We start from the raw sequence: 20,333 nt of genomic DNA on the forward strand, positions 1-20,333 counted from the left end.
CCGGCCTCGACCCGGGAGCCACCTGGCGGGGTGAGATCGAACCGGAGGGCCACGGGATCGGGTGTCGCCGGACCGGGGCCGAAACGGGTGTCGCCGGACCGGGGTCGGATCGGATGCCGCCGGATCGGGACCGAAACGGGTGTCGCCGGACCGGGGTCGGATCGGATGCCGCCGGATCGGGACCGAATCAGGTGTCGTCGAAACTTCCGGTGCTTCCCGTTCGTCCACTGGGTAGTAGACGTCACGCAGGGTCGTTCTCCCGGAGGCCGTCATGCAGACCGTGCAGATCGTCGTCATCGTGGGTGTCTCGCTTCTGGCGGTGGCCGTGCTGATCGCGCTGCGCCTGGCCGTCCGACCCCCGCGCGTTTACGAGGGGCCCGAGCTGACGCCGTACGAGCTGGCGCTGCTCGCGGGCGGCCGGTCCCGGGTGGTCGACACCGCGCTGGCCGCGCTGACCGCCGGAGGGGTGCTCAGGGCGCGGCGCGACGGGCGGCTGACACGGGTGTCGGACCAGGTCGGCGTGCTCACCCAGCCGGTGCAGACCGAGATCCTCGACCAGTTCAAGGGGCGGTGGGACGGTGTGGCGGTCTGGGGGGTCAGGGACAGGGTGGCCCAGGGGGCCGCGGTGACCATGCTGATCATGCGGCTGAGGGACCTGGGGCTGATCGACGTGCCCGGTTCCGGCCGGGCCGACCCCACCCACCCCAACCGCGCGGGGAAGACCGCGCTGGCCCACTACCGCCTGCGCCACCGCGAGGACAGGTCCCTGCCGCCCCGCGCCGGAGGCCACGTCGACCATGACGAGCTGAACATCCTGGGCGTCGCCCTGTACGGCCTGAAGCAGTGGGAGGAGGGGCGGCTGGCGGCGGTCCTGTCCATGAAGGGCCCGCCCCCGGCGCCGCGCCGCGGTTCCTCCCGCCGTGGTTCCTCCCGCAGCGGCTCCTCCGACGCCTCGGCGGGTGCCTACTACGGCGGGGGTGGTGGTGACGGCGGGGGCGGCTCCGACTCCGGTTCCGGTTCCAGCTGCGGGGGCGGGGGCTGCGGCAGTTCCTGAGGGATCTGTCCGGCCGAAGCTCGTTCGGTTAGGTTGGGCCGGCACACGTAGTACATGCCAGTACATGCCGATCGGGCGCCTGCATCGGAGTGACCGTGGGAAAGTTCGTCGATCACGCGACGTGGCCGCTGCGGCCCGAGGACGAGGGGCCGCACCAGCCGGGCCCCGAGCCGCTGTGGAGCGAGTCCGTCTATCTCGACTTCGCGGCCGAGGACGGCTCGCTCGCCGGTTACGTCCGGATCGGCCTCTACCCCAACTGGAACCGCGCCTGGTACTGGGCGTGCCTGGTCGGCAGGGACCGGCCCGCGGTGCTGCTGGCCGACCACCACGTCCCGCTGCCCGTCCACGGCCCTCCCGAGCAGGACGGGGCGGAGACGCGTCCCGGCGTCCTCGCGGTGCGCGGCGAGGGTTCCGGGGGGTTCCGGGCCGTCCACGACGTGACGGCCCCCATGCGGTCCTTCCGGGTGACCCTCGACGCCGGGGCGGCGGCCGTCCTGGACGACCCCGCCACGGCGTACGGGGACCTGGACGGCGCCGCGACGACCTCGCTCGCGTTCGACCTGGAGTGGCGGAGCGGCGGCGACCCGTACCCCTACCGCTTCATGTCCCGCTACGAGATCCCCTGCGAGGTCGCGGGGACGATCCGGGTGGGCGGGGACGAGGAGATCGCCTTCTCCGGGTACGGCGAGCGCGACCACAGCTGGGGCGAGCGCGACTGGTGGCGGCTGTCTTGGCTGTGGAGCTCGGGGCGGCTCGACGACGGCACGTTCTTCCACGGCATGCGCGCCAACGTCGGCTTCGAGATGCCCTGGCCGTGCTTCACGGTCCCGCCGGGCGGCGAGACCGAGGAGCGGGAGGGCTTCACCGCGGCGAGCGAGTTCGGCGAGGACGGCTTCCCGTCCGGGGCACGGCTGGGGGTGCCCGGCCTGCCGATGACGGCCGTCCCGGTCGCCTTCGCCCCGGTCGCCATGACGTCCCCCGACGGGGAGGTCGCCCGCTTCCCGCGCGCCCTGTGCCGGTTCGAGGCCGAGGACGGCCGGTCCGGGTACGGCTGGACCGAGTGGCACCAGCCGCCCGGCTGGCGCGGACACGGATGGCGTTGATCACGTTTTGGCGGACTGAGCCGGGGATACCCTCTCTGAGGTGGGGGGACTGCGTTGTCTTGATGGTTCTTATCTGACCGTTACGCCGGTGGCGTGCCGTGACAGTGTCGGCACGCCGTACGAGATCACCCTGCAGCTGCACCGCGACGGCGCGCTGTACGGGACGGTGGGCGAGCGGTGCGGCTGGTTCCTCACCCGGCTGGCGCGAGGGGTCGCCGAGGCGCGTGCCGGTCACGAGGCCCGGTGGCCCGACCCCGACGACCGCTTTCCCGACGACACGGAACTGTTCGCCTTTCGTTACCGGGCCAGGAACGGCGTCGTCGGCGGGGGCGAACTCCGCTGCCAGCTGCGGACCATCCCGGTGTGGGTTCCCCTGCCGCGGGGGCCCGGCGGGGAGTGGCGGCTCACCAGAAGGGCCTTCCTGGAGGCCTGGGGCGGCGGAGGGGTGGGGATGCGCGCCGTTCTGACATCCTCCGAGCTGGGCGTTTTCGTGGAGGCACTCGTCGCGGAGGCCGAGGACTGCCTGGGTTCCCGCAAGCCGGGCAAGCCCGCCAGATCCCTGTAGAGGGGGCGGAGGGGTCCGCGGGGCGGCGATAATTGCCTGTCAGTGCTCATTCGTGGCGGGTGCCGAGGGAGGGCTTCGATGGGCGTGCGCGATCTCGTCTACCGGTTGTACGAACGCAGGCTTGAGGCGAAGCTGTCCCGTCAGCGGGAGATGGCTCCCCGGCACGTCGGCGTGATCGTCGACGGCAACCGGCGCTGGGCGCGTTCGATGGGCATCGACGACGTGAGCCGCGGGCACCGCAAGGGCGCCGACAAGATCTCGGAGCTGCTCGGCTGGTGCCGCGAGGCCGGTGTCGAGGTCGTCACCGTCTGGTTGCTGTCGAGCGACAACATCAACCGGTCCAAGGACGAGCTGGACCTCCTGATGAAGATCATCGAGGACGTCGTCCAGGAGCTCGTGGCCGACGGGTGGCACATCAAGCCCATGGGCGCGCTCGATCTTTTGCCCGATCACACGGCCCGTGTCCTCAAAAACGCAAAAGAAGCGACATCACATCGTCCCGGTTTGATTGTGAACGTTGCTGTTGGGTATGGAGGAAGGCGTGAGATCGCTGATGCGGTGCGCTCCCTTCTCCAGGAACACGCGAGCAAGGGCGCTAGCATCGAGGACCTTGTCGAGGTCCTCGATGTCGAGCACATCGCGGAGCATCTCTACACGCGCGGCCAGCCCGACCCGGATCTGGTCATCCGGACCTCGGGGGAGCAGCGGCTCTCGGGCTTCCTGCTCTGGCAGAGCGCTCACTCCGAATTCTACTTCTGCGAGGCCTACTGGCCTGACTTCCGCAGGGTCGACTTCTTGCGGGCTCTCCGCTCCTACGCCGCGCGGCATCGCCGGTACGGTTCCTGAAACTCCACATGAACGACCCCTTTCGGTCAGTCTTAAGCAGTTGGAAGTCGGGCATTCAGGACGTACCGTAAGAAGTAGGAGAGCACAGCTCACCTACGCCGGAGAGGGCCCGCCTTTGCGTCACGACCTGCTGAGGAGGGCCGGCCAACGGCTCCTGCTCGACGTTCTCGTGAGCGGGCCCGGGGCCGGTCCGCATCCCAGCTCATGGCAGGGCGCCGTCCTTGGCGCCCGGGGGAGAACGCGTGGCAAACCCTTCGTCCTCACCCACGTCGCCGGCAGTGCAGCGGCGCACGTACGTCCTGGACACCTCGGTGCTCCTGGCGGATCCAACGGCGATGAGCCGTTTCGCCGAGCATGAGGTCGTCATCCCGATCGTCGTCATCACCGAGTTGGAGGGCAAACGCCATCATCCAGAGCTCGGATACTTCGCGCGCAAGGCGCTAAGGTCCCTCGACGAACTCCGGGTGACGCACGGACGGCTGGACGAGCCCATGCCGATCGGCGAGGGCACGATCCGGGTCGAGCTCAACCACAGTGACCCGTCCATCCTGCCCGTCGGGTTCCGGCTCGGCGACAACGACACCCGCATCCTGACCGTGGCGAAGACCCTCGCCGCGGAGGGCGCGGACGTGGTGCTGGTCTCCAAGGACCTGCCGATGCGGGTGAAGGCCGCCTCCATCGGGCTCGCCGCGGACGAGTACCGCGCCGAACTCGTGGTGGAGTCCGGCTGGACCGGCATGGACGAGCTCCAGGTGACCTCGGAGGACATCGAGACCCTCTTCGAGCACGGTACGGCCGACCTGGACGACGCCCGTGACCTGCCCACCCACACGGGTCTGCGCCTGCTGTCCAGCAGGGGCTCCGCGCTGGGCCGGGTGCTGCCCGACAAGTCGGTGCGGCTGGTGCGCGGTGACCGCGAGGTGTTCGGACTGCACGGCCGCTCCGCCGAGCAGCGGATCGCGCTCGACCTCCTGATGGACCCCGAGGTCGGTATCGTCTCGCTGGGTGGCCGGGCGGGCACCGGCAAGTCCGCGCTCGCCCTCTGCGCGGGCCTGGAGGCGGTCCTGGAGCGCCGCCAGCACCGCAAGGTCATCGTCTTCCGTCCCCTGTACGCCGTGGGCGGCCAGGAGCTGGGTTACCTGCCCGGTTCCGAGAACGAGAAGATGGGCCCGTGGGGGCAGGCGGTCTACGACACCCTGGGCGCGGTCACCACGCCCGAGGTGATCGAGGAGGTCATGGACCGGGGCATGCTTGAGGTGCTCCCGCTCACCCACATCCGCGGCCGGTCGCTCCACGACGCCTTCGTCATCGTGGACGAGGCGCAGTCGCTGGAGCGCGGGGTGCTGCTCACCGTGCTGAGCCGGATCGGCGCCAACTCCCGGGTCGTCCTCACCCACGACATCGCCCAGCGCGACAACCTGCGGGTGGGCCGCCACGACGGCGTCGTGGCGGTGGTGGAGAAGCTCAAGGGGCACCCGCTGTTCGCGCACGTCACCCTGACCCGCTCGGAGCGCTCGCCGATCGCGGCGCTGGTCACCGAGATGCTGGAGGACATCACGATGTGACGGGGCGTCCCGACGCCGACGCCACAGCCGGAGCGCGGTCGCGGGTGCTCGTAAAAGAGCCCCGCGACCGCGCTCCGCGCGTTGAGGCTTCGTGCGTTATGGCTCCGCGCGTTGAGGCTCCGGGCGTCACGGTTCCGCGCGTTGAGGCTCCGCGCGTCAAGGCGCCCCGCACGTCACGGCTTCGCGCGTTATGGCTCCGGGCGTCACGGCTCCGCGCGTTGAGGCTTCGCTTGCGTCGGGGCTCCGGGCTTCACGGCTCCGGCCCGTCAGGGTTTCTCAGGGTGGCAGCCGGACGCCGGGCGCCGCGAGGTTGCGGTACTCGAAGCAGCCCCGGTCGCCCATCGTCTCCGGGGTGCCGGGGAAGAGCCGGGTGACCTCGACGCTCCAGATGCTCTCCTGCTTGTTCTGCCGGATGGTGCAGGTGATCTGGGCGAGGGCCTCCTTGGTGACCTTGCCCTCGCCGGTGATGATCACGTTCAGCCGGTAGCCCAGGTTGTCGTCCGGCTCGTTGCGCTGGTCGGTGTTGTCCGAGTAGCGGGTGGTCTTGGTGTCGTAGTGGCTGAAGTCGTTGAGCGCGCTGGTCAGCCCGGCCTTCGGCGGCTGCTTGCCGGCCCGGAAGAGGGTGTCGATGATGTTCTTGGCCGAGTCGGAGACCACCGGGACCTTGACGGGCTCCAGCCGTCCGTCGCGCAGCAGGTAGACCGTCACCCACGTGGGGCTGTAGCTGATCACGGGCGGGCCGCCGTAGTCCTGGACGTCGGTGGGGGAGATGCCGCAGCCGCAGAGCGCCAGCGCGGCGGCGAGCAGGCAGGCGAACCACCTCGCGCGCGCTGGCCGCCTCACGCGTACGAGTCGCGTGCCGGGGAGTCGTCTCATGCCGGGGGGAGCCAGACCGTGAAGAGGGTTCCCGGCCGCTGGGCGCGGACCGAGATCGTGCCGCCGTGCAGCTGGGCGTTGGCCCGCGCGATGGACAGGCCGAGCCCGCTGCCGTCGCCCCGGGCCCCGGCCTTGTAGAAACGGTTGAACACGAAGGGCAGGTCCTTCGCCGGGATGCCCTTGCCGTGGTCGCGCACCTTCACCTCCAGGCCGTTCGGGGTGCTGCGGGCGGTCACCATCACCGGGAGCTCGCCGTGGCGCAGGGCGTTGCCCACCAGGTTGGCCACGATGACGTCGAAGCGCCTGGGGTCGACGGAGAAGGCGAGCCCCTCCGGCACGTTCACCCGTACCTGGTCCGACCAGCCGCGCATCTCCAGGCAGTCGCAGACCACGTCGACGATGTTCACGGTGTCCACGTTCAGCGTGGCCGTCCCCGAGTCGAACCGGCTCGCCTCGATGAGCTGCTCGATCAGGGTCCGCAGCCGCGCGATCTCGCGCAGCACCAGCCGTACGGCCGCCGCGGGCTCGGGAGGCAGCCGGTCGGCCTCCTCGGAGAGCATGTCGGTCACCGCGGTCATCGCGGTCAGCGGGGTCCTGAGCTCGTGGGAGACGTCGGCGACGAAGCGGCGGGACATCGCCTCCAGCGCGCGCAGCTCGGTGACGCTCCGCTCCAGGGCGGCGGCGGTGTCGTTGAACGTGGCGGTGAGCTCGGCGAGCTCGTCCTGGCCGTGCACGGGCAGGCGGGTGTCGAGGTGGCCGGCGCCGAGCGCGCGGGCCGCCGAGCCGAGCCGCCTGACCGGCAGCAGGAGCTGGCGGGCCGACACCAGGCCCACGGACAGCGCGATGATCAGCATGGCGGCGCCCGCGACGGCGAGCGGCTGCCGCAGGCCGCTCAGCAGCCGTTCCTCCTCGATGAGGGGGACGAAGACGAAGACGGTCATCCCGGTGGGCTGGGCGGTGTGGATGGGCTCGATCCGCCAGACGGGGGTGCCGATGAGCAGCCACATGTCGCCGCCGATGGTCATGCGCTTGGCGACCAGCCGCTGGGTGGCCCTGGCGGCGAGGTCGGCGGGGACGTCCTTGGGGCCGAAGTCGCCGTCGGGGTAGGGGTAGTCCTCGTAGCGGACCACCACCCTGCCGCCCTGGGGGCGCAGGCTTCTCTGCAGCGCGCTGATCTCCTCGTCGGTCGGCGGGCTGTCTCCCGGCCAGAGCGCGCCGACAGGCACCCTGCTGCCCTCCAGGATGTCGCGCACCTCGCTCACGGCCACGTGCTCGGCCCGCCTGATCATGCTGGTCTTGACGAACTCGTAGCCGATCACCGCGACGAGCGTGGAGGCGGTGATGGCGATCAGGGTGAAGGTGATCACCAGGCGCCCGCGCAGCCCGGTGTACATCCGCTTCACGGCGGGCTGAACCGGTAGCCGAATCCCCGTACCGTGTGGATGAACTCGGGCTCGGCGGGGACCGCCTCGATCTTGGCGCGGACCCGCTGGACGCAGGCGTCGACCAGCCGGGAGTCGGCGACGTGGGTGTGGTCCCAGACGGCCCGCAGCAGATACCTGCGGTTGAGCACCTGGCCGGGGTGGCGGACGAGTTCGAGCAGCAGGCGCAGCTCAGTGGGGGTGAGGTGGACCTCGCGGCCCCCCAGCGCCACCTTGAGCGCGCCCCGGTCGATGACCAGGTCGCCGAAGGTGATGCGGTCGGAGGCGACCGACTCCATCCGGCGCAGGACGGCGCGGATGCGGGCGTCCAGCACGCGGGGCTCGACGGGCTTGACCACGTAGTCGTCGGCGCCCGCCTCCAGGCCCACGACGACGTCGAGGTCGTCGCCCCTGGCGGTGAGGAGGATCACCGGGAGCTGGTCGAGCCTGCGGATGCGGCGGCACACCTCGACGCCGTCGATGCCGGGCAGCATGACGTCCAGGATGGCGATCTCGGGGCGGCGGGACCGGATGTGCTCAAGGGCCTCCTCACCGCTGGCGTACGCGGTGACGGAGTGGCCCTGCCGGGTGAGCGCGAGCTCCAGCCCGGTACGGACCGAGGGGTCGTCTTCGACGAGGAGGATGCCTGCCACCGGGTAATCATTCTCCCAAGGCTCGGATGGATCTGCCGGGTCACAAAACCCAGACATAACGCAAACAGTACCTGAATGAGGTGGTCAGACCACGATTCGGGCACTTCCATGATCGACAAAGGGGTCCGTACGGCACCGTACGGTAAAATGTGAGCAAAATCACTCCCAAGCTTTCCTTGCCGGGAAAGTGCTCGTGGCCTGGCGGTTAGGACGTGGGAAACCCCGGCGGACCCGGCCCGGCGCGGACCAACTCCGTCGTTCCGGTTGCGGACCACCCCCCTCCCCACGGCAAGCTCATAGGTCGTGAGTCCAGGATCACAGCAACTGCAGGAGCGCTCGGCGCCCCGCCCCCGCCGCGCGAACCGCAGGGCGGGCAGGGGGAAGGCCCCCGGCGAGCCCAGTTCGAAGCGCGGCATGACCTCCAAGCGCGTGCTGATCCTGGGCGCCGCGCTCGTGGTCCTGGTGGGCGGGGGCGCCTTCACCGCCTACACCGCCTACCAGAACGCCACGGCGCCGCCGACGAAGCCGCTCACCCTGGACGAGATGGCGCAGATGCTCGGCTCCGACCCGTTCGGCTCCGACCTGGAGTCCGACATGCTGAAGGCCCAGGCCGCCCAGGCGCTCAAGGCCGACAAGATCGCCGCCGAGCGCGACAACCGCAAGGCCCTGAACCAGGTCAAGATCGTTGACGAGGCGCCGGGCGGGGGCGGGTTCAACCCGCAGCAGCTCCCCCCGGGCACCTCCAACCCGACCGGCAACAGGGCGCTGGGCAAGCAGATGCTGGAGTCCAGGGGCTGGGCGGGCGAGTGGGGCTGCCTGGAGAAGCTCTGGATGAAGGAGAGCGGCTGGAACGAGCGCGCCATGAACACCTCCAGTGGCGCCTACGGCATCCCGCAGTCCCTCCCCGGCCACAAGATGGCCAGCGCCGGAAGCGACTGGCAGACCAACGCGGCCACCCAGATCGAGTGGGGGCTCACCTACATCAAGGGCCGCTACGGCTCGCCCTGCGGCGCCTGGGCCCATTCCCAGGCCAAGGGCTGGTACTGAGAGACCAGGAGTCGGCAAGTCTGATCCTCTCCCGGCGCCAGGCGCCGCACCCTTGGCCGCATGGACGTGAAGGTCAGCGTGGTGGTGCCGGTGCACAACCCCGGTGATGGCGCCGACGCCTGCATCCGGTCGGTGCTGGAGCAGTCAATGGCCTCCGAGGACTACGAGGTCGTCTTCGCCGACGACGGCTCCGACGACGGGATCCAGCAGCGCCTCGACACCCTGGCGACGGTACGGCCGAACGTCCGGGTGCTCCACCTGGAGCGGACCGGCTCGCCGATGCGCGGGCGCAACGTCGCCCTCATGGTCGCCCGGGGCGAGTACGTCTACCTGCTGGACCAGAACGACCGCCTGGAGCGGGACGCCCTGGAGCGGATGTACCTGCGCGCCGTGGAGACCGGGGCCGACGTCCTCCTCGGGCGGCTGATCAGCGACCGGAGGCCGCCCTCCACGGTCTTCGACGCCGACCGCGAGCACGCCGACGTCGTCAGGGACCGGCTGCTCACGCTGCTCACCCCGCACAAGCTCTTCCGCAGGGCCTTCCTCGACGCCGAGGCGCTGAACTTCCCCGACCCCGGCGGGTGCCTGGCCGAGCAGTCCTTCGTGCTCCGCGCCTACCTGCGGGCCGGGAACGTCGTCGTGATGGCCGGACCGGTCTGCTGCCACGTCACCGAGCGGCCCGAACCGCCGCAGGACCCCTACGTCTGGGCGGCGGAGCTGCGCGAGCTGCTCGACATCATCGACGACGAGGAGCCCGAGGGCCGCCGCCGCGACCGGATGTACGCCCAGTGGTTCCGCACCGCGGTGCTGCGACGGCTCGGCGGGGCCGGGTTCGCCACCTCCTCGGCGGGCCGGGCGGCCACCTTCACCACCCTGCGCGAGCTGGTCGTCCAGCGTTTCCCCCCGCGCCTCGACCTCCTGCTGCCCGTCCCGCTGCGGGCCCGCGCCGCGCTGCTCCGCGCGGGCAGGCTCGACCAGCTCGTCGTCCTGGCCGGGGCGATGCGCGGCGTCCGCCTCCAGGCCGACCTCGACGAGCTCACCTGGGACGACGGCGCGCTCACCGTCGGGCTCACCGTGGAGATCACACAGGCCGACGGCACCCCGGCGCGCTTCGTCCCGTACGGGAACGACGGCCTGCTCTGGCAGCCCCCGGTGCCCCTCGACGGGCTGCGCCTGCCGCCCGAGATGGCCGACGTCAGCCAGGCCGCCGCCAGGGCGCGGTTCGAGGTCTACGTCAGGCACGACGACACCGGGGCCGTCCACTTCCTGCCCACGGAGTGCTCGATGATCCGCAGCCGCCACCGGGACGGGGTCAGGCTCCAGGTCACCGGCGCGGCCCGGCTGGACGTCGACTCGGCGGCCGCGGGCGGCCCGCTGCACCCGGGACTCTGGGAGATGCACGTGCGCATGTACGGAGGGGCGCAGCAGGCCCGCACCCGGGTGACCGGGTCGCCGCTGAACTGCACCGGGATGGTCGCCGACTGCTCCAGGCGGCTGATCATCCCCTGGTGGTCCGACCGGGGGGAGCTGGGCATCTGCGTGGAGCCGCGCTCGTTCCCCGAGTCGATCGTCCTGGTCTCGCCGGGGACGACGGTCATCAGGCAGCGCGGGCACGTCTTCGTCGTCGTGCCCGTGCCGTACGTGCCGCCGAGCGGGGGACCGCCCGCGGAGCTGGTGTTCCGCCAGACCGCGGGCAGGGAGCGCGAGGTCGCCGCCCCGGCGCTGGTCGAGCCCGGGGTCCCCGGGGAACTGGCCGGGCGGCTGATCGCCAAGATCCCGATCCGGCTGGCGTACCGGGAGGGGTTTCTCGCGCCGGGCGTCTGGGCGCCGTTCCTGCGGGTGGACGGCGTGGAGACCGGGCTGCGCTTCAAGGTGGAGATGAACCGCGGCGGCCGGGTGGAGATCCACAGGTCCGCGGCCTCCGGGACCTCCGACCCCTGGTACCCGCTGCTGAAGCGGGTCGCGCTGCGGATACCGCTGGTCAGGAACGCGGTCCGGGTGACCAGGACCGTCCAGCGGCGCTACATGCTCAACTGAGAGCCCTCGGTACCTTTTCCGGGCTCCTGGACCTCCTTGGACCTCTCCTGGACATCCTGGACCCCCTGGACGCCCGACGGCGCCACACGGCCCGTCGGGGCGGTGTGGCGCCGTGCGGCGGTGTCCGCGGCGTGCGGTGGTATCGGCCTGGTGGCGGTGTCGGTCTGGGGCGGTGTCGGCTTGGTGTCGGCTTGGTGGCGGTGTCAGGCGCCCAGGTGGCACTCGTTGGCCAGGTCGCCGCTCGCGGGCCTCGGCAGGGTCGCGCTCGGCGGCGGGCTCTGCCTGCGCTCCACCCAGCCCTCCAGGGTCTCGAACGCGCTGCGGAAGCACGGCAGCAGCGGGCGCAGCTTGTCGGGGTAGGAGGCGTAGAGGCTGTCGACGTGGGTGCCGTCGGTGAGCCGGTAGTAGCGGAACGGCCGGTGCCCGCCGACCATGTCCGCGTAGACGTCGCTGGAGCGGGAGATCGGCAGCAGTGTGTCCAGCGTGCCGTGGATCGTGATCAGCGGCTTGCCGATCCGGCCGGTGAGCCCGATCTTCTTCACCGCGGCGTACGGCTTGCGCGCGTCGTAGTCGTAGTCGGCGTCGCAGGCCGGGGTGCCCGAGGCGCAGAAGGGGGTGCCCGCGTCGGTGTCGCCGTCGTAGGAGGGGTCGAGCTCCTCACGGTAGAGGCGCTGGGTCAGGTCCCAGTAGTACTGGTAGTGGAACGGCCAAAGGAACTCCGAGCCCCGGGCGAATCCCGCGTCGTACATCGCCTGGGTGTCGCCGGCCGGGTAGGCCCGCAGCGCCGGGGGCAGGTAGTTGACCAGGTTGTCGCCCTTGACCCGCCAGAGCGTGCCCTCCCAGTCGATCCCGCCGTCGTACAGCCAGGCCCGGTTCTCCAGCTGCCAGCGGACCAGGTATCCGCCGTTGGAGATGCCCGCGGCGTAGGTCCGCTTGGGAAGCGTGCCGTAGCGCTGGGCGACGACGGCCTTGGCCGCGATCGCGACCTGCGTGACCCGGTCGTTCCACTCGGCGACCGCGTCACCGGGCTTGCGGCCGTCCTTGTAGAAGTTGACGCCGACGTTGCCCTTGTCCGTCACCGCGTAGGCGTAGCCCTTGGCCAGCGCCCAGTCGGAGACGGTGAAGTCGTTGGCGTACTGCTCCCGGTTGCCGGGGGTGCCGGTGACGACCAGGCCGCCGTTCCAGTTGTCGGGCAGTCGCAGGACGAACTGCGAGTCGTGGTTCCAGCCGTGCGTCGTGTTGGAGGTCGAGGTGTCGGGGAAGTAGCCGTCGACCTGGATGCCGGGCACGCCCTTGGGGTTGACCGCCCCGGCCGGGTGCAGTCCCGCCCAGTCGGCCGGGTCGGTGTGCCCGGAGACGGCCGTGCCCGCCGTCGTGAGGTCGTCCAGACAGGCCTTCACCTGGTGCTCGGCACCCGGCACCTTCACCCGGTCCAGCCGGGCGCAGTGCGCCGCCGAGGTCTCCGCGCTCGCCACGGGCGCCCCGGCCAGGACCGTCAGGACGGCGAGCCCGACGGCGGCGATTTTGGTACTACGCATTTCAGCTCCGCTTCAGGTGGTCGGAGAGGGCGGCGCGGAACTCGGCGGGCCGCTCGATGTGCGGGCTGTGGCCGGCGTCCAGGACGACCTCGGTGTAGGGGCCGTACAGCTCCAGCGCGGCACGGGTCTGGGTGACCATCGGCTGCGCGGGGGTGCCGGGCGAGCCGGGGACGGCCCCCAGGGCGCCCAGGTGGGCCAGGTCGAACAGCGAGGTGTCGGAGACGATCACGTCGGCCTCGCCCCTGATCCACAGGATCGGCGGCTTGGGCTCGATCGTGTGCAGGTCGTCGATCCGGAAGTACGTCGGGGCGAACGAGTTGAGCACGCCCCGCGTGCCGGGACGCACCCCCGGCCACTCCTCCGACGTCGCCGCGTCACCCGGGTAGTGGTCCTCGCCGACCTTCGTGGACAGCATCGACGCGACCAGGGCGTCCTCGTCCTCGATCACCGTGCCGGGCTTCACGTACGTGGTCCGCATCACGTTCCTCGGCGAGGCCGGGGAGCTGTCGGAGGTGTCGCCCGCCGCGAGCAGCCTCACGAAGTCGGCGTTGGCCGCCCCCGCCCCGCCGCCCGTGCCGTCGGGGTGGTTCAGCGCGCCGTCGGCGCCGTGCGTGCCGCCGAAGCCGTACGGGGAGATCGGGTTGACCAGGGTCACGCTCCGCACGGCGGAGGGCCGGTCGCGCAGCGCCTGCAGCACGACCCCGCCGCCCATGCTCCAGCCGACCAGGTGCACGCCGTCCAGCCCGAGGGCCTCGATGAGGGCGAGCACGTCGTCGGAGTAGTCCCGCAGGCCACGGGTGGCGTCGACCGGGGCGGGCTCGGTGTCGCCGAAGCCCCGCAGGTCCACGGCGAGCGGCCGGTGGCCCTGCTCGGCCAGGGCGAGCATCGTGCCCCGCCAGAAGGCGGAGCTCGACACGTTCCCGTGCACGAACAGCACGGTCTCGCCGCCCTCCGGGGCGTTCCCCGTCACCGACAGGACGTTCTGGGTGATCCGGCCGGTGGGCACCGGCCGGTTCTCGATGCGCATCAGATGTCTCTCCGTACGGTTCAGCGGGTGATCTTGGCCTCGTCGTGGGTGTCGCCGATGGTGACGAGGTCACGCCCCTTGGTCTCGCGCGAGACGTACACGGTGATCAGGGTGAGCACGGCGGCCCCGGCCACGTACAGCATGATGGGGAACGACGACTTGTAGCTGTCCAGCAGGGCGACCGCGATCAGCGGGGCGAGGGCGCCCGCGACGATCGAGGCGAGCTGCGAGCCGATCGAGACGCCCGAGTAGCGCATCCTCGTGGCGAACAGCTCGGAGAAGAACGCGGCCTGCGGGCCGTACATCGCGCCGTGCAGGATCAGGCCGACGGTCACCGCCAGGGTGACGGCGGCGAAGTTCTTCGTGTCGATCAGCGGGAAGAACGCGAAGGCCCACAGACCCACCCCGGCGGCGCCGAGCAGGTAGACGGGCCGGCGGCCGAGCCGGTCGGAGAGCGCGCCCCACATCGGGATCGAGACGAAGTGGATGGCCGACCCGATCAGCACCGCGTTGAGCACGAGGGGCTTCGACAGTCCCGCCTGCTGCGTCGCGTAGACCAGCACGAACGCGGTGATCACGTAGTAGGAGACGTTCTCCGCGAAACGGGCGCCGATCGCGATGAGGACGTCGCGCCAGTGGTACCTGAAGACCTCCACGATCGGCAGGGACTTCGAGGGCTTGGCGTTCGCGACCGCCTGCTGGAAGACCGGCGACTCGCTGATGGAGAGCCGGATCCACATGCCGACCAGCACCAGTACGCCGGACAGCAGGAACGGGATCCGCCAGCCCCAGCTCTGGAACGCCTCCTCCGTCTGGACCGCGGCCAGCACCGCGAGCACGGCGGTGGCCAGCAGGTTGCCGCCGGGGGCGCCCGCCTGCGGCCAGGAGGCCCAGAAGCCCCGGCGCGCGGGGTCGCCGTGCTCGGAGACGATCAGCACCGCGCCGCCCCACTCGCCGCCGAGGGCGAAGCCCTGGACGAGCCGGAGCAGGGTCAGCAGCAGCGGTGCCGCCATGCCGATCGCCGCGTGGGTCGGCAGGCAGCCGATCAGGAAGGTCGCCCCGCCCATCATCAGCAGACTGACCACCAGCAGCTTCTTGCGTCCGAGCCGGTCGCCGAAGTGCCCGAACACCAGCGCGCCCAGCGGGCGGGCCACGAAGCCCACCGCGTAGGTCAGGAACGCCAGCAGGGTGCCGGTCAGCGGCTCCGACTGGGGGAAGAACAGCTGCGGGAAGACCAGCGCGGCGGCGGAGCCGTACAGGAAGAAGTCATACCACTCGATCGTGGTGCCGACGAGGCTGGCACCCACGATCTTTCCGATGGGGGTACGGGTTTTCTCTGCCATCTCACTCACCAAGGGGAATCGCTGTTGGGGGGGATTCCGGCTACCGTACGTAGTGACCGGCGTCACTCCTATGGGTGCGACCGCCATAGCCGACGGGCGCCCTATGTGGGTGTGTGAGATCGCCTCGCCGCGAGGCCGTCCGGCAGCTGTCCGATGACCTTCAGGCAGCTTCGGGCGGCCTTCGGGCGGCCTTCGGGCGGCCGGATCAGCCGCTGAGGCGGTGCAGGCGCAGGGCGAGCTGGATCTCCAGGGCCCGCTCCGGGACCTGCCAGTCGTCGCCGAGCAGCTGGCCGATCCGGTCCAGACGCTGGGTGACCGTGTTGACGTGAATGTGCAGGGTCTCGCTCGTCCGCGACAGCGAGCCGCCCATGCCGAAGTACGCGGTGAGCGTCTGGACCAGCGCGGTGCCCCTGCGGGCGTCGTAGTCGATCACCGGGCCGAGCACCGAGGCGAGGAAGGCCCCGATGTCGCGCCCGTCGCCGACCAGCAGGCCGACGAAGCCCAGCTCCCTGGCCCCGGCGCCCTCCCCGGCCCTGCCCAGCGCCACCAGGGCGTCGGCGCAGCGCTGGGCCTCCCGGTGCGCGGCGGCCACCTCCGCGGCGCCGCGCACGGGCCCTCCCGCGCCCGCGGTGGCCGGGTGGCCGAGCGAGGCGCTCAGCTCGGCCGCCACCCGCTTGGCCAGCGGGCCCGGCCGGTCGCCGGGAAGCAACAGGACCACCTCGTCGCCGCGCTGCGCGGCGAGGCCGTGGTGCAGCGTCGCCTGGGAGGACGCCCAGAACGCGGCCCGCTCCCGGCCGCCGCCGTGGCGGACCACGACCACCACGTGGTCGCGGTCGAGGTTCACCCCCACCCGCCGGGCGCGGTCGGCCAGGCCGTCGAGGGCGGGCCGCGAGATCAGGTCGTCGAGGAGCTCGCCCCTGACCCGGCCCTCGGCCTCGGCCACCGTACGCCTGAACAGAAGGAGCAGCGCGGTCACCAGAGCGGCCCGCTCCAGGATGCGCTGGTCGGCGTCCGACACCTGACCGCCGTTGCGCAGCACCAGCGTGCACAGCGGCTCCGCGCCCACGTCCACCGACGCGACCAGCAGGTCTCCCTGCCGCACGGTCCGCCCCAGCGCCCTCGACGACCGCGCGGCGTCCGCGATCACCTCCGTGGCCTTGCGCGTCCTCTGCCTGGCGCCGGGCTTCGAGCCCGCTCTCCGGCTCGTTCCCGGGCCTGACGCCGGCTGGTCGGACGCCGTCTCGACCGGCGCGTCCTCCTCCAGCACGCCCGCGTCCCCGGCGATCGGGCGCCCGGCGTCGTCGAGCACCGTCAGCGAGCCGCCGAGCACCTCCGTCACCACCGCCGCCACGTCCTCGACCCCGCCGCCGCGCAACACCAGGCCGGTCATCCGGTCGTGCGCGAGCGCGGCGCGCTCCACGGCCTGGCTGTGCGCGTTCACCTGCCGGTTGGCCTCGCTGAGCTCCTCCAGCGCGTTCCTGGTCTCCTGCAGCAGCCGGGCGTTGTCGATCGCCACCGCCGCGTGCGCCGCCAGCGAGCCCAGCAGCACCACCTCGTCCTGGGTGAAGGGCCGCACGCTCCGGTTGGCGGCGAACAGCACGCCGATCACCCGGGCGCCCAGCTTGAGCGGTACGCCGAGGATGGCGACCAGCCCCTCTTCGAGCACCGCGTCGTCGATGTCGGTCTTGTGGCGGAAGCGCTCGTCGGCGAAGTAGTCGGCGGTGGAGTACGGGGTGGCGGTCTGGGCGACCAGGCCGCCGAGCCCGGCGCCCATGGCCAGCCGCAGCGCCCGGAACTTCGCCGACACCGAGCCGTCGGTCACCCGCATCCAGGTGTCGCCCCGCTCGGGGTCGTGCAGCGTCATGTAGGCGGCGTCGGTGCCGAGCAGCTGCCTGGCCCGGTGCACGATGGCCTCCAGGACGGCGTCCAGGTCCCGCAGCCCGGCCAGGTCCCCCGCCGTGTCGAACAGCGCCGACAGCTCCGCCTCGCGCTTCGCCCTGCGCCGCAGCAGCGCCCGCACCTTCAGCGCGGCGAGCTTGGCCTCCTCCAGCTCCGCCAGCGCCTCCGCGTCGGCCCCGCCGCTCCTCGCCGCGAGAACGGGCCCCTCGAACTCGACCGCCGACGCCTCCCTGGCCAGCAGTTCGAGAAAGACCCGTGTGCTCATGGCGACCATTCTCCGTTCATGGCGACGCTGTGTTCACGGCGACGCTTCGCGTCGCGGTTCGGCCGCTCTTACCGGGCTCCTTCTCTCGTCGGTCCAGTCTCCAGCGCGGTCTCATGGAGGTCAGCGGGCGGTCCAGCCGCCGTCTATGGGGAGGGAGGTGCCGGTCATGAAGGAGCCGTGCGGGCCGCAGAGGTAGGCGACGAGCTCGGCGACCTCCTCGGGTTCGATCAGCCGCTTGACGGCGGCGGGGGCGAGCATGATCTGCTCGACCACCTCGTCCCTGCCGATGCCGTGGGTGCCGGCCTGCGCGCCGATCTGGTTCTCCACCAGGGGCGTGCGGACGTAGGCGGGGTTCACGCAGTTGGAGGTGACGCCGTGCGGGGCGCCCTCCAGCGCGATCGTCTTGGACAGCCCTTCGAGGGCGTGCTTGGCGGTGACGTACGCCGACTTGTAGGGCGAGGCACGGAGCCCGTGGACCGAGGAGATGTTGACGATCCGGCCCCAGCCGCGTTCGTACATGCCGGGCAGGGTCTCCCTGACCAGCAGGAAGGGCGCCTCGACCATCACTTTGAGGATCTTGGAGAACACCTCCGGGGGGAACTCCTCGATCGGGGCGACGTGCTGGAACCCGGCGTTGTTCACCACGATGTCCGCACCGGGCGGGATCGCCCGGACGAAGTCCGGTTCCGACAGGTCCGCGACGACGGGCGTCCCCGAGATCTCCGCGGCGACCTTCGCCGCCGCCTCGGCGTCGATGTCGACCACCACCACGTGTGCGCCCGCCACGGCCAGCCGGTGCGCGCAGGCGCGCCCGATCCCGCTACCCGCCCCGGTCACTACGGCTCGCCGACCCGCTAGGTCAATCATGCTGCCGAATCTAGGCAATGACCCGAATCCCGGCCCATGTCGCCCACCCCCACACTCCGCCGCGTGCTTATGTGGCGATCCTCCGCTCCGGCGGGGCGCCGCCTTCGCCGTATCCGTACCCGTTCCCAGGGGCTCGGGAGGGACTTGGGAGGGACTTCCGAGGGACGAACGCCCGGAGCCGGTCGCCGCCGAGGGGCGCGGTGACGGCGGCCGGGGCCGCGCGTGGCTCAGATGGTGACCGGGTACATGAGCGTGAGTTCGTCGCCGGGGAGGCCGCGGATGCCCCAGTTGACCTTGGGGGACTCCATGATCACGATTTCCAGGTCCTCGGCGGGGAGGTCGAACGCTTCCCCGACCCTGGCGAACAGGGTACGGATCAGCGAGCGCTTGGCCTCGTCCGACCGGCCGCCGAAGCAGATGATCTCCACGATGAGGTACCGCTCGCTCCGCTGCGGGCAGATCATGTCCTCGGCGTCCAGCAGCAGGAACCGGTGGAACCGCTTGTCCTCGGGGAGTTTCCACACGTCCACCAGGCAGCCGTGGACGGTGTCGGAGATCTCCCGGCGCCGGTCGGCCCACACGTCCCCGCGGCCGTAGAACTTGATCTGGGTCATGCCCCAGTCTCCCAGGCGGCCGGTCTACGGCGCCGGTAGGGCTGGCATCTGGATCCGCCGGTCCGTCACGCCGGTCCGGTCACCGGCCCGCGACGGCGGCCGGGACGCGGGCTACGAGGGCGGCCGGGTCATGGACAGGACGTCCAGCAGCTCGTCGAGCCGTTCCTCGGTGAGGGTGCCGTTGGTGGTGTGGCCGCGCTCGATCACGACCTCGCGGATGGTCTTGCGCTCCGCCAGGGCCTGCTTCGCTATCTTCGCGGCCTCCTCGTACCCCACGTACGGGTTGAGCGGGGTGACGATCGACGGCGACGACTCCGCGTACTCGCGCATGCGGTCGACGTTGGCGGTGATGCCGTGCACGCACCGGTCGGCCAGCAGGCGGGAGGCGTTGGCGAGCAGCCGCACCGACTCCAGGACGTTGCGCGCGATGACCGGGAGCATCACGTTGAGCTCGAACGTGCCCGAGGCGCCGGAGAAGGCGATGGCCGCGTCGTTCCCGATGACCTGGGCGGCGACCATGGTCACCGCCTCGGGGACGACCGGGTTGACCTTGCCGGGCATGATCGAGGAGCCGGGCTGCAGGTCGGGCAGGTTGATCTCGCCCAGTCCCGCCCGCGGGCCGGACCCCATCCAGCGCAGGTCGTTGGCGATCTTGTTGAGCGAGATCGCGACCGTGCGGAGCTGGCCGGAGAGCTCCACGACCGCGTCCCGGGCACCCTGGGCCTCGAAGTGGTCGGGAGCCTCCGAGAACGGCAGTCCGGTGGCCTCGCGCAGCCTCTCGATGACCTTGGCCGCGAAGCCGGGCGGGGTGTTGACCCCGGTGCCGACCGCAGTGCCGCCCAGGGGCAGCTGGGCGAGGCGAGGCAGCGCGCTCCGCACCCGCGCGATGCCGTTGTCGATCTGCGTGGCGTACCCGCCGAACTCCTGTCCCAGCGTGACCGGGGTGGCGTCCATCAGGTGCGTGCGCCCCGCCTTGACCACGCCGTCGAACTCCAGCGACTTGTCCCGCAGCGCGGTGGCCAGGTGCCGCAGCGAGGGGATCAGGTGGTACGAGACCTCGGTCGTGGCGGCGACGTGGATGGAGGTGGGGAAGACGTCGTTGGACGACTGCGAGGCGTTCACGTGGTCGTTGGGGTGGACGGGACGGCCCAGCCGCTCCTCGGCGAGGGTGGCGATCACCTCGTTGGCGTTCATGTTGGAGGAGGTGCCGGAGCCGGTCTGGAAGACGTCGACGGGGAACTCGCCGTCCCACTCGTTCTCCGCGACGTCGGTGGCGGCCTCGGCGATCGCCTGCGCCAGCTCCTTGTCGAGCACCCCCAGCTCCGCGTTGACCTCGGCGGCGAGTGCCTTGATCAGGCCGAGCGCCGCGATGTGCGGTACCTCCAGCCCTCGCCCGGAGACGGGGAAGTTCTCCACCGCCCGCTGGGTCTGCGCCCGCCACTTCGCGCCCGCGGGAACCCGTACCTCACCCATCGAGTCATGCTCGATCCGATACTCGCTCATGAACCCAGTCTGCGTCCTGAGGAGGGAATCAAACCGGGGCGGGGTGTGGTGGGTACGGGGTTCCTCGTCGCGTGCCGTGCCCGGGACACGGCCCGGAGCACGGCCCGGAG

The 20,333-nt window shown here is 71.3% G+C and carries 17 protein-coding genes; 7 read left to right on the forward strand and 10 right to left on the reverse strand.

What is annotated here, in order from left to right:
- The first annotated feature begins 271 nt into the window (after positions 1-271).
- The 5 genes from ACFYWM_RS06955 to ACFYWM_RS06975 all read left to right on the forward strand — a co-directional run bounded on the left by ACFYWM_RS06955 (position 272) and on the right by ACFYWM_RS06975 (position 5,133).
- Positions 272-1,054 (forward strand): TIGR04222 domain-containing membrane protein, encoded by a 783-nt coding sequence (locus tag ACFYWM_RS06955; protein ID WP_389909787.1) that lies wholly within the window; start codon positions 272-274, stop codon positions 1,052-1,054.
- A 95-nt stretch (positions 1,055-1,149) separates the two neighbouring features.
- Positions 1,150-2,157 (forward strand): hypothetical protein, encoded by a 1,008-nt coding sequence (locus ACFYWM_RS06960; RefSeq protein WP_389909789.1) that lies wholly within the window; start codon positions 1,150-1,152, stop codon positions 2,155-2,157.
- Positions 2,158-2,245: 88 nt separating this feature from the next.
- A complete protein-coding gene (locus ACFYWM_RS06965) occupies positions 2,246-2,722 on the forward strand; it encodes a hypothetical protein (RefSeq protein ID WP_389909792.1) in 477 nt (158 codons plus the stop codon).
- A gap of 78 nt (positions 2,723-2,800) precedes the next feature.
- Positions 2,801-3,568 (forward strand): isoprenyl transferase, encoded by a 768-nt coding sequence (locus ACFYWM_RS06970; protein WP_389909795.1) that lies wholly within the window; start codon positions 2,801-2,803, stop codon positions 3,566-3,568.
- A gap of 278 nt (positions 3,569-3,846) precedes the next feature.
- A complete protein-coding gene (locus tag ACFYWM_RS06975) occupies positions 3,847-5,133 on the forward strand; it encodes a PhoH family protein (RefSeq protein WP_389909797.1) in 1,287 nt (428 codons plus the stop codon).
- 276 nt (positions 5,134-5,409) lie between these two features.
- On the opposite strand, the gene ACFYWM_RS06980 is transcribed toward ACFYWM_RS06975, so the two are convergent.
- The 3 genes from ACFYWM_RS06980 to ACFYWM_RS06990 are packed head-to-tail and all read right to left on the reverse strand — an operon-like array spanning position 5,410 to position 8,083.
- Entirely contained in the window at positions 5,410-5,976 is a 567-nt protein-coding gene (locus ACFYWM_RS06980; RefSeq protein WP_389909800.1) for a hypothetical protein, read from the reverse strand.
- A gap of 29 nt (positions 5,977-6,005) precedes the next feature.
- Complete coding sequence (locus ACFYWM_RS06985) at positions 6,006-7,403, reverse strand: ATP-binding protein (protein ID WP_389910269.1); 1,398 nt, start codon at positions 7,401-7,403, stop codon at positions 6,006-6,008.
- Between the two features lie 5 nt (positions 7,404-7,408).
- Positions 7,409-8,083, reverse strand: a complete 675-nt coding sequence (locus tag ACFYWM_RS06990) for a response regulator transcription factor (protein WP_344921373.1) — start codon at positions 8,081-8,083, stop codon at positions 7,409-7,411.
- 303 nt (positions 8,084-8,386) lie between these two features.
- On the opposite strand from ACFYWM_RS06990, the gene ACFYWM_RS06995 reads away from it, so the two are divergent.
- Together ACFYWM_RS06995 and ACFYWM_RS07000 are read left to right on the forward strand one after the other, a co-directional pair.
- Positions 8,387-9,130: a lytic transglycosylase domain-containing protein gene (locus ACFYWM_RS06995; RefSeq protein WP_389909804.1), complete on the forward strand. Its 744-nt coding sequence runs from the start codon at positions 8,387-8,389 to the stop codon at positions 9,128-9,130.
- 60 nt (positions 9,131-9,190) lie between these two features.
- On the forward strand, positions 9,191-11,167 hold the full coding sequence (locus ACFYWM_RS07000; protein ID WP_389909807.1) for a glycosyltransferase family 2 protein: 1,977 nt from the start codon (positions 9,191-9,193) through the stop codon (positions 11,165-11,167).
- Between the two features lie 203 nt (positions 11,168-11,370).
- On the opposite strand, the gene ACFYWM_RS07005 is transcribed toward ACFYWM_RS07000, so the two are convergent.
- The 7 genes from ACFYWM_RS07005 to ACFYWM_RS07035 all read right to left on the reverse strand — a co-directional run bounded on the left by ACFYWM_RS07005 (position 11,371) and on the right by ACFYWM_RS07035 (position 20,223).
- A complete protein-coding gene (locus ACFYWM_RS07005) occupies positions 11,371-12,705 on the reverse strand; it encodes a tannase/feruloyl esterase family alpha/beta hydrolase (RefSeq protein ID WP_389909810.1) in 1,335 nt (444 codons plus the stop codon).
- A 1-nt stretch (position 12,706) separates the two neighbouring features.
- Complete coding sequence (locus ACFYWM_RS07010; protein ID WP_389909813.1) at positions 12,707-13,732, reverse strand: alpha/beta fold hydrolase; 1,026 nt, start codon at positions 13,730-13,732, stop codon at positions 12,707-12,709.
- Positions 13,733-13,752: 20 nt separating this feature from the next.
- Positions 13,753-15,075 carry an MFS transporter gene (locus tag ACFYWM_RS07015; RefSeq protein WP_389909816.1) on the reverse strand — a complete coding sequence of 441 codons (1,323 nt, stop codon included), beginning with the start codon at positions 15,073-15,075 and terminating at the stop codon, positions 13,753-13,755.
- 205 nt (positions 15,076-15,280) lie between these two features.
- Positions 15,281-17,239 (reverse strand): helix-turn-helix domain-containing protein, encoded by a 1,959-nt coding sequence (locus ACFYWM_RS07020; RefSeq protein ID WP_389909820.1) that lies wholly within the window; start codon positions 17,237-17,239, stop codon positions 15,281-15,283.
- Between the two features lie 120 nt (positions 17,240-17,359).
- Complete coding sequence (locus ACFYWM_RS07025) at positions 17,360-18,106, reverse strand: 3-hydroxybutyrate dehydrogenase (RefSeq protein ID WP_389909823.1); 747 nt, start codon at positions 18,104-18,106, stop codon at positions 17,360-17,362.
- A 227-nt stretch (positions 18,107-18,333) separates the two neighbouring features.
- Entirely contained in the window at positions 18,334-18,720 is a 387-nt protein-coding gene (locus ACFYWM_RS07030) for a tautomerase family protein (RefSeq protein ID WP_389909826.1), read from the reverse strand.
- A 111-nt stretch (positions 18,721-18,831) separates the two neighbouring features.
- Positions 18,832-20,223, reverse strand: a complete 1,392-nt coding sequence (locus ACFYWM_RS07035) for a class II fumarate hydratase (protein ID WP_389909828.1) — start codon at positions 20,221-20,223, stop codon at positions 18,832-18,834.
- Positions 20,224-20,333: the final 110 nt, after the last annotated feature.

Source organism: Streptosporangium sp. NPDC002721, assembly GCF_042888905.1.
Classification (GTDB): domain Bacteria; phylum Actinomycetota; class Actinomycetes; order Streptosporangiales; family Streptosporangiaceae; genus Streptosporangium.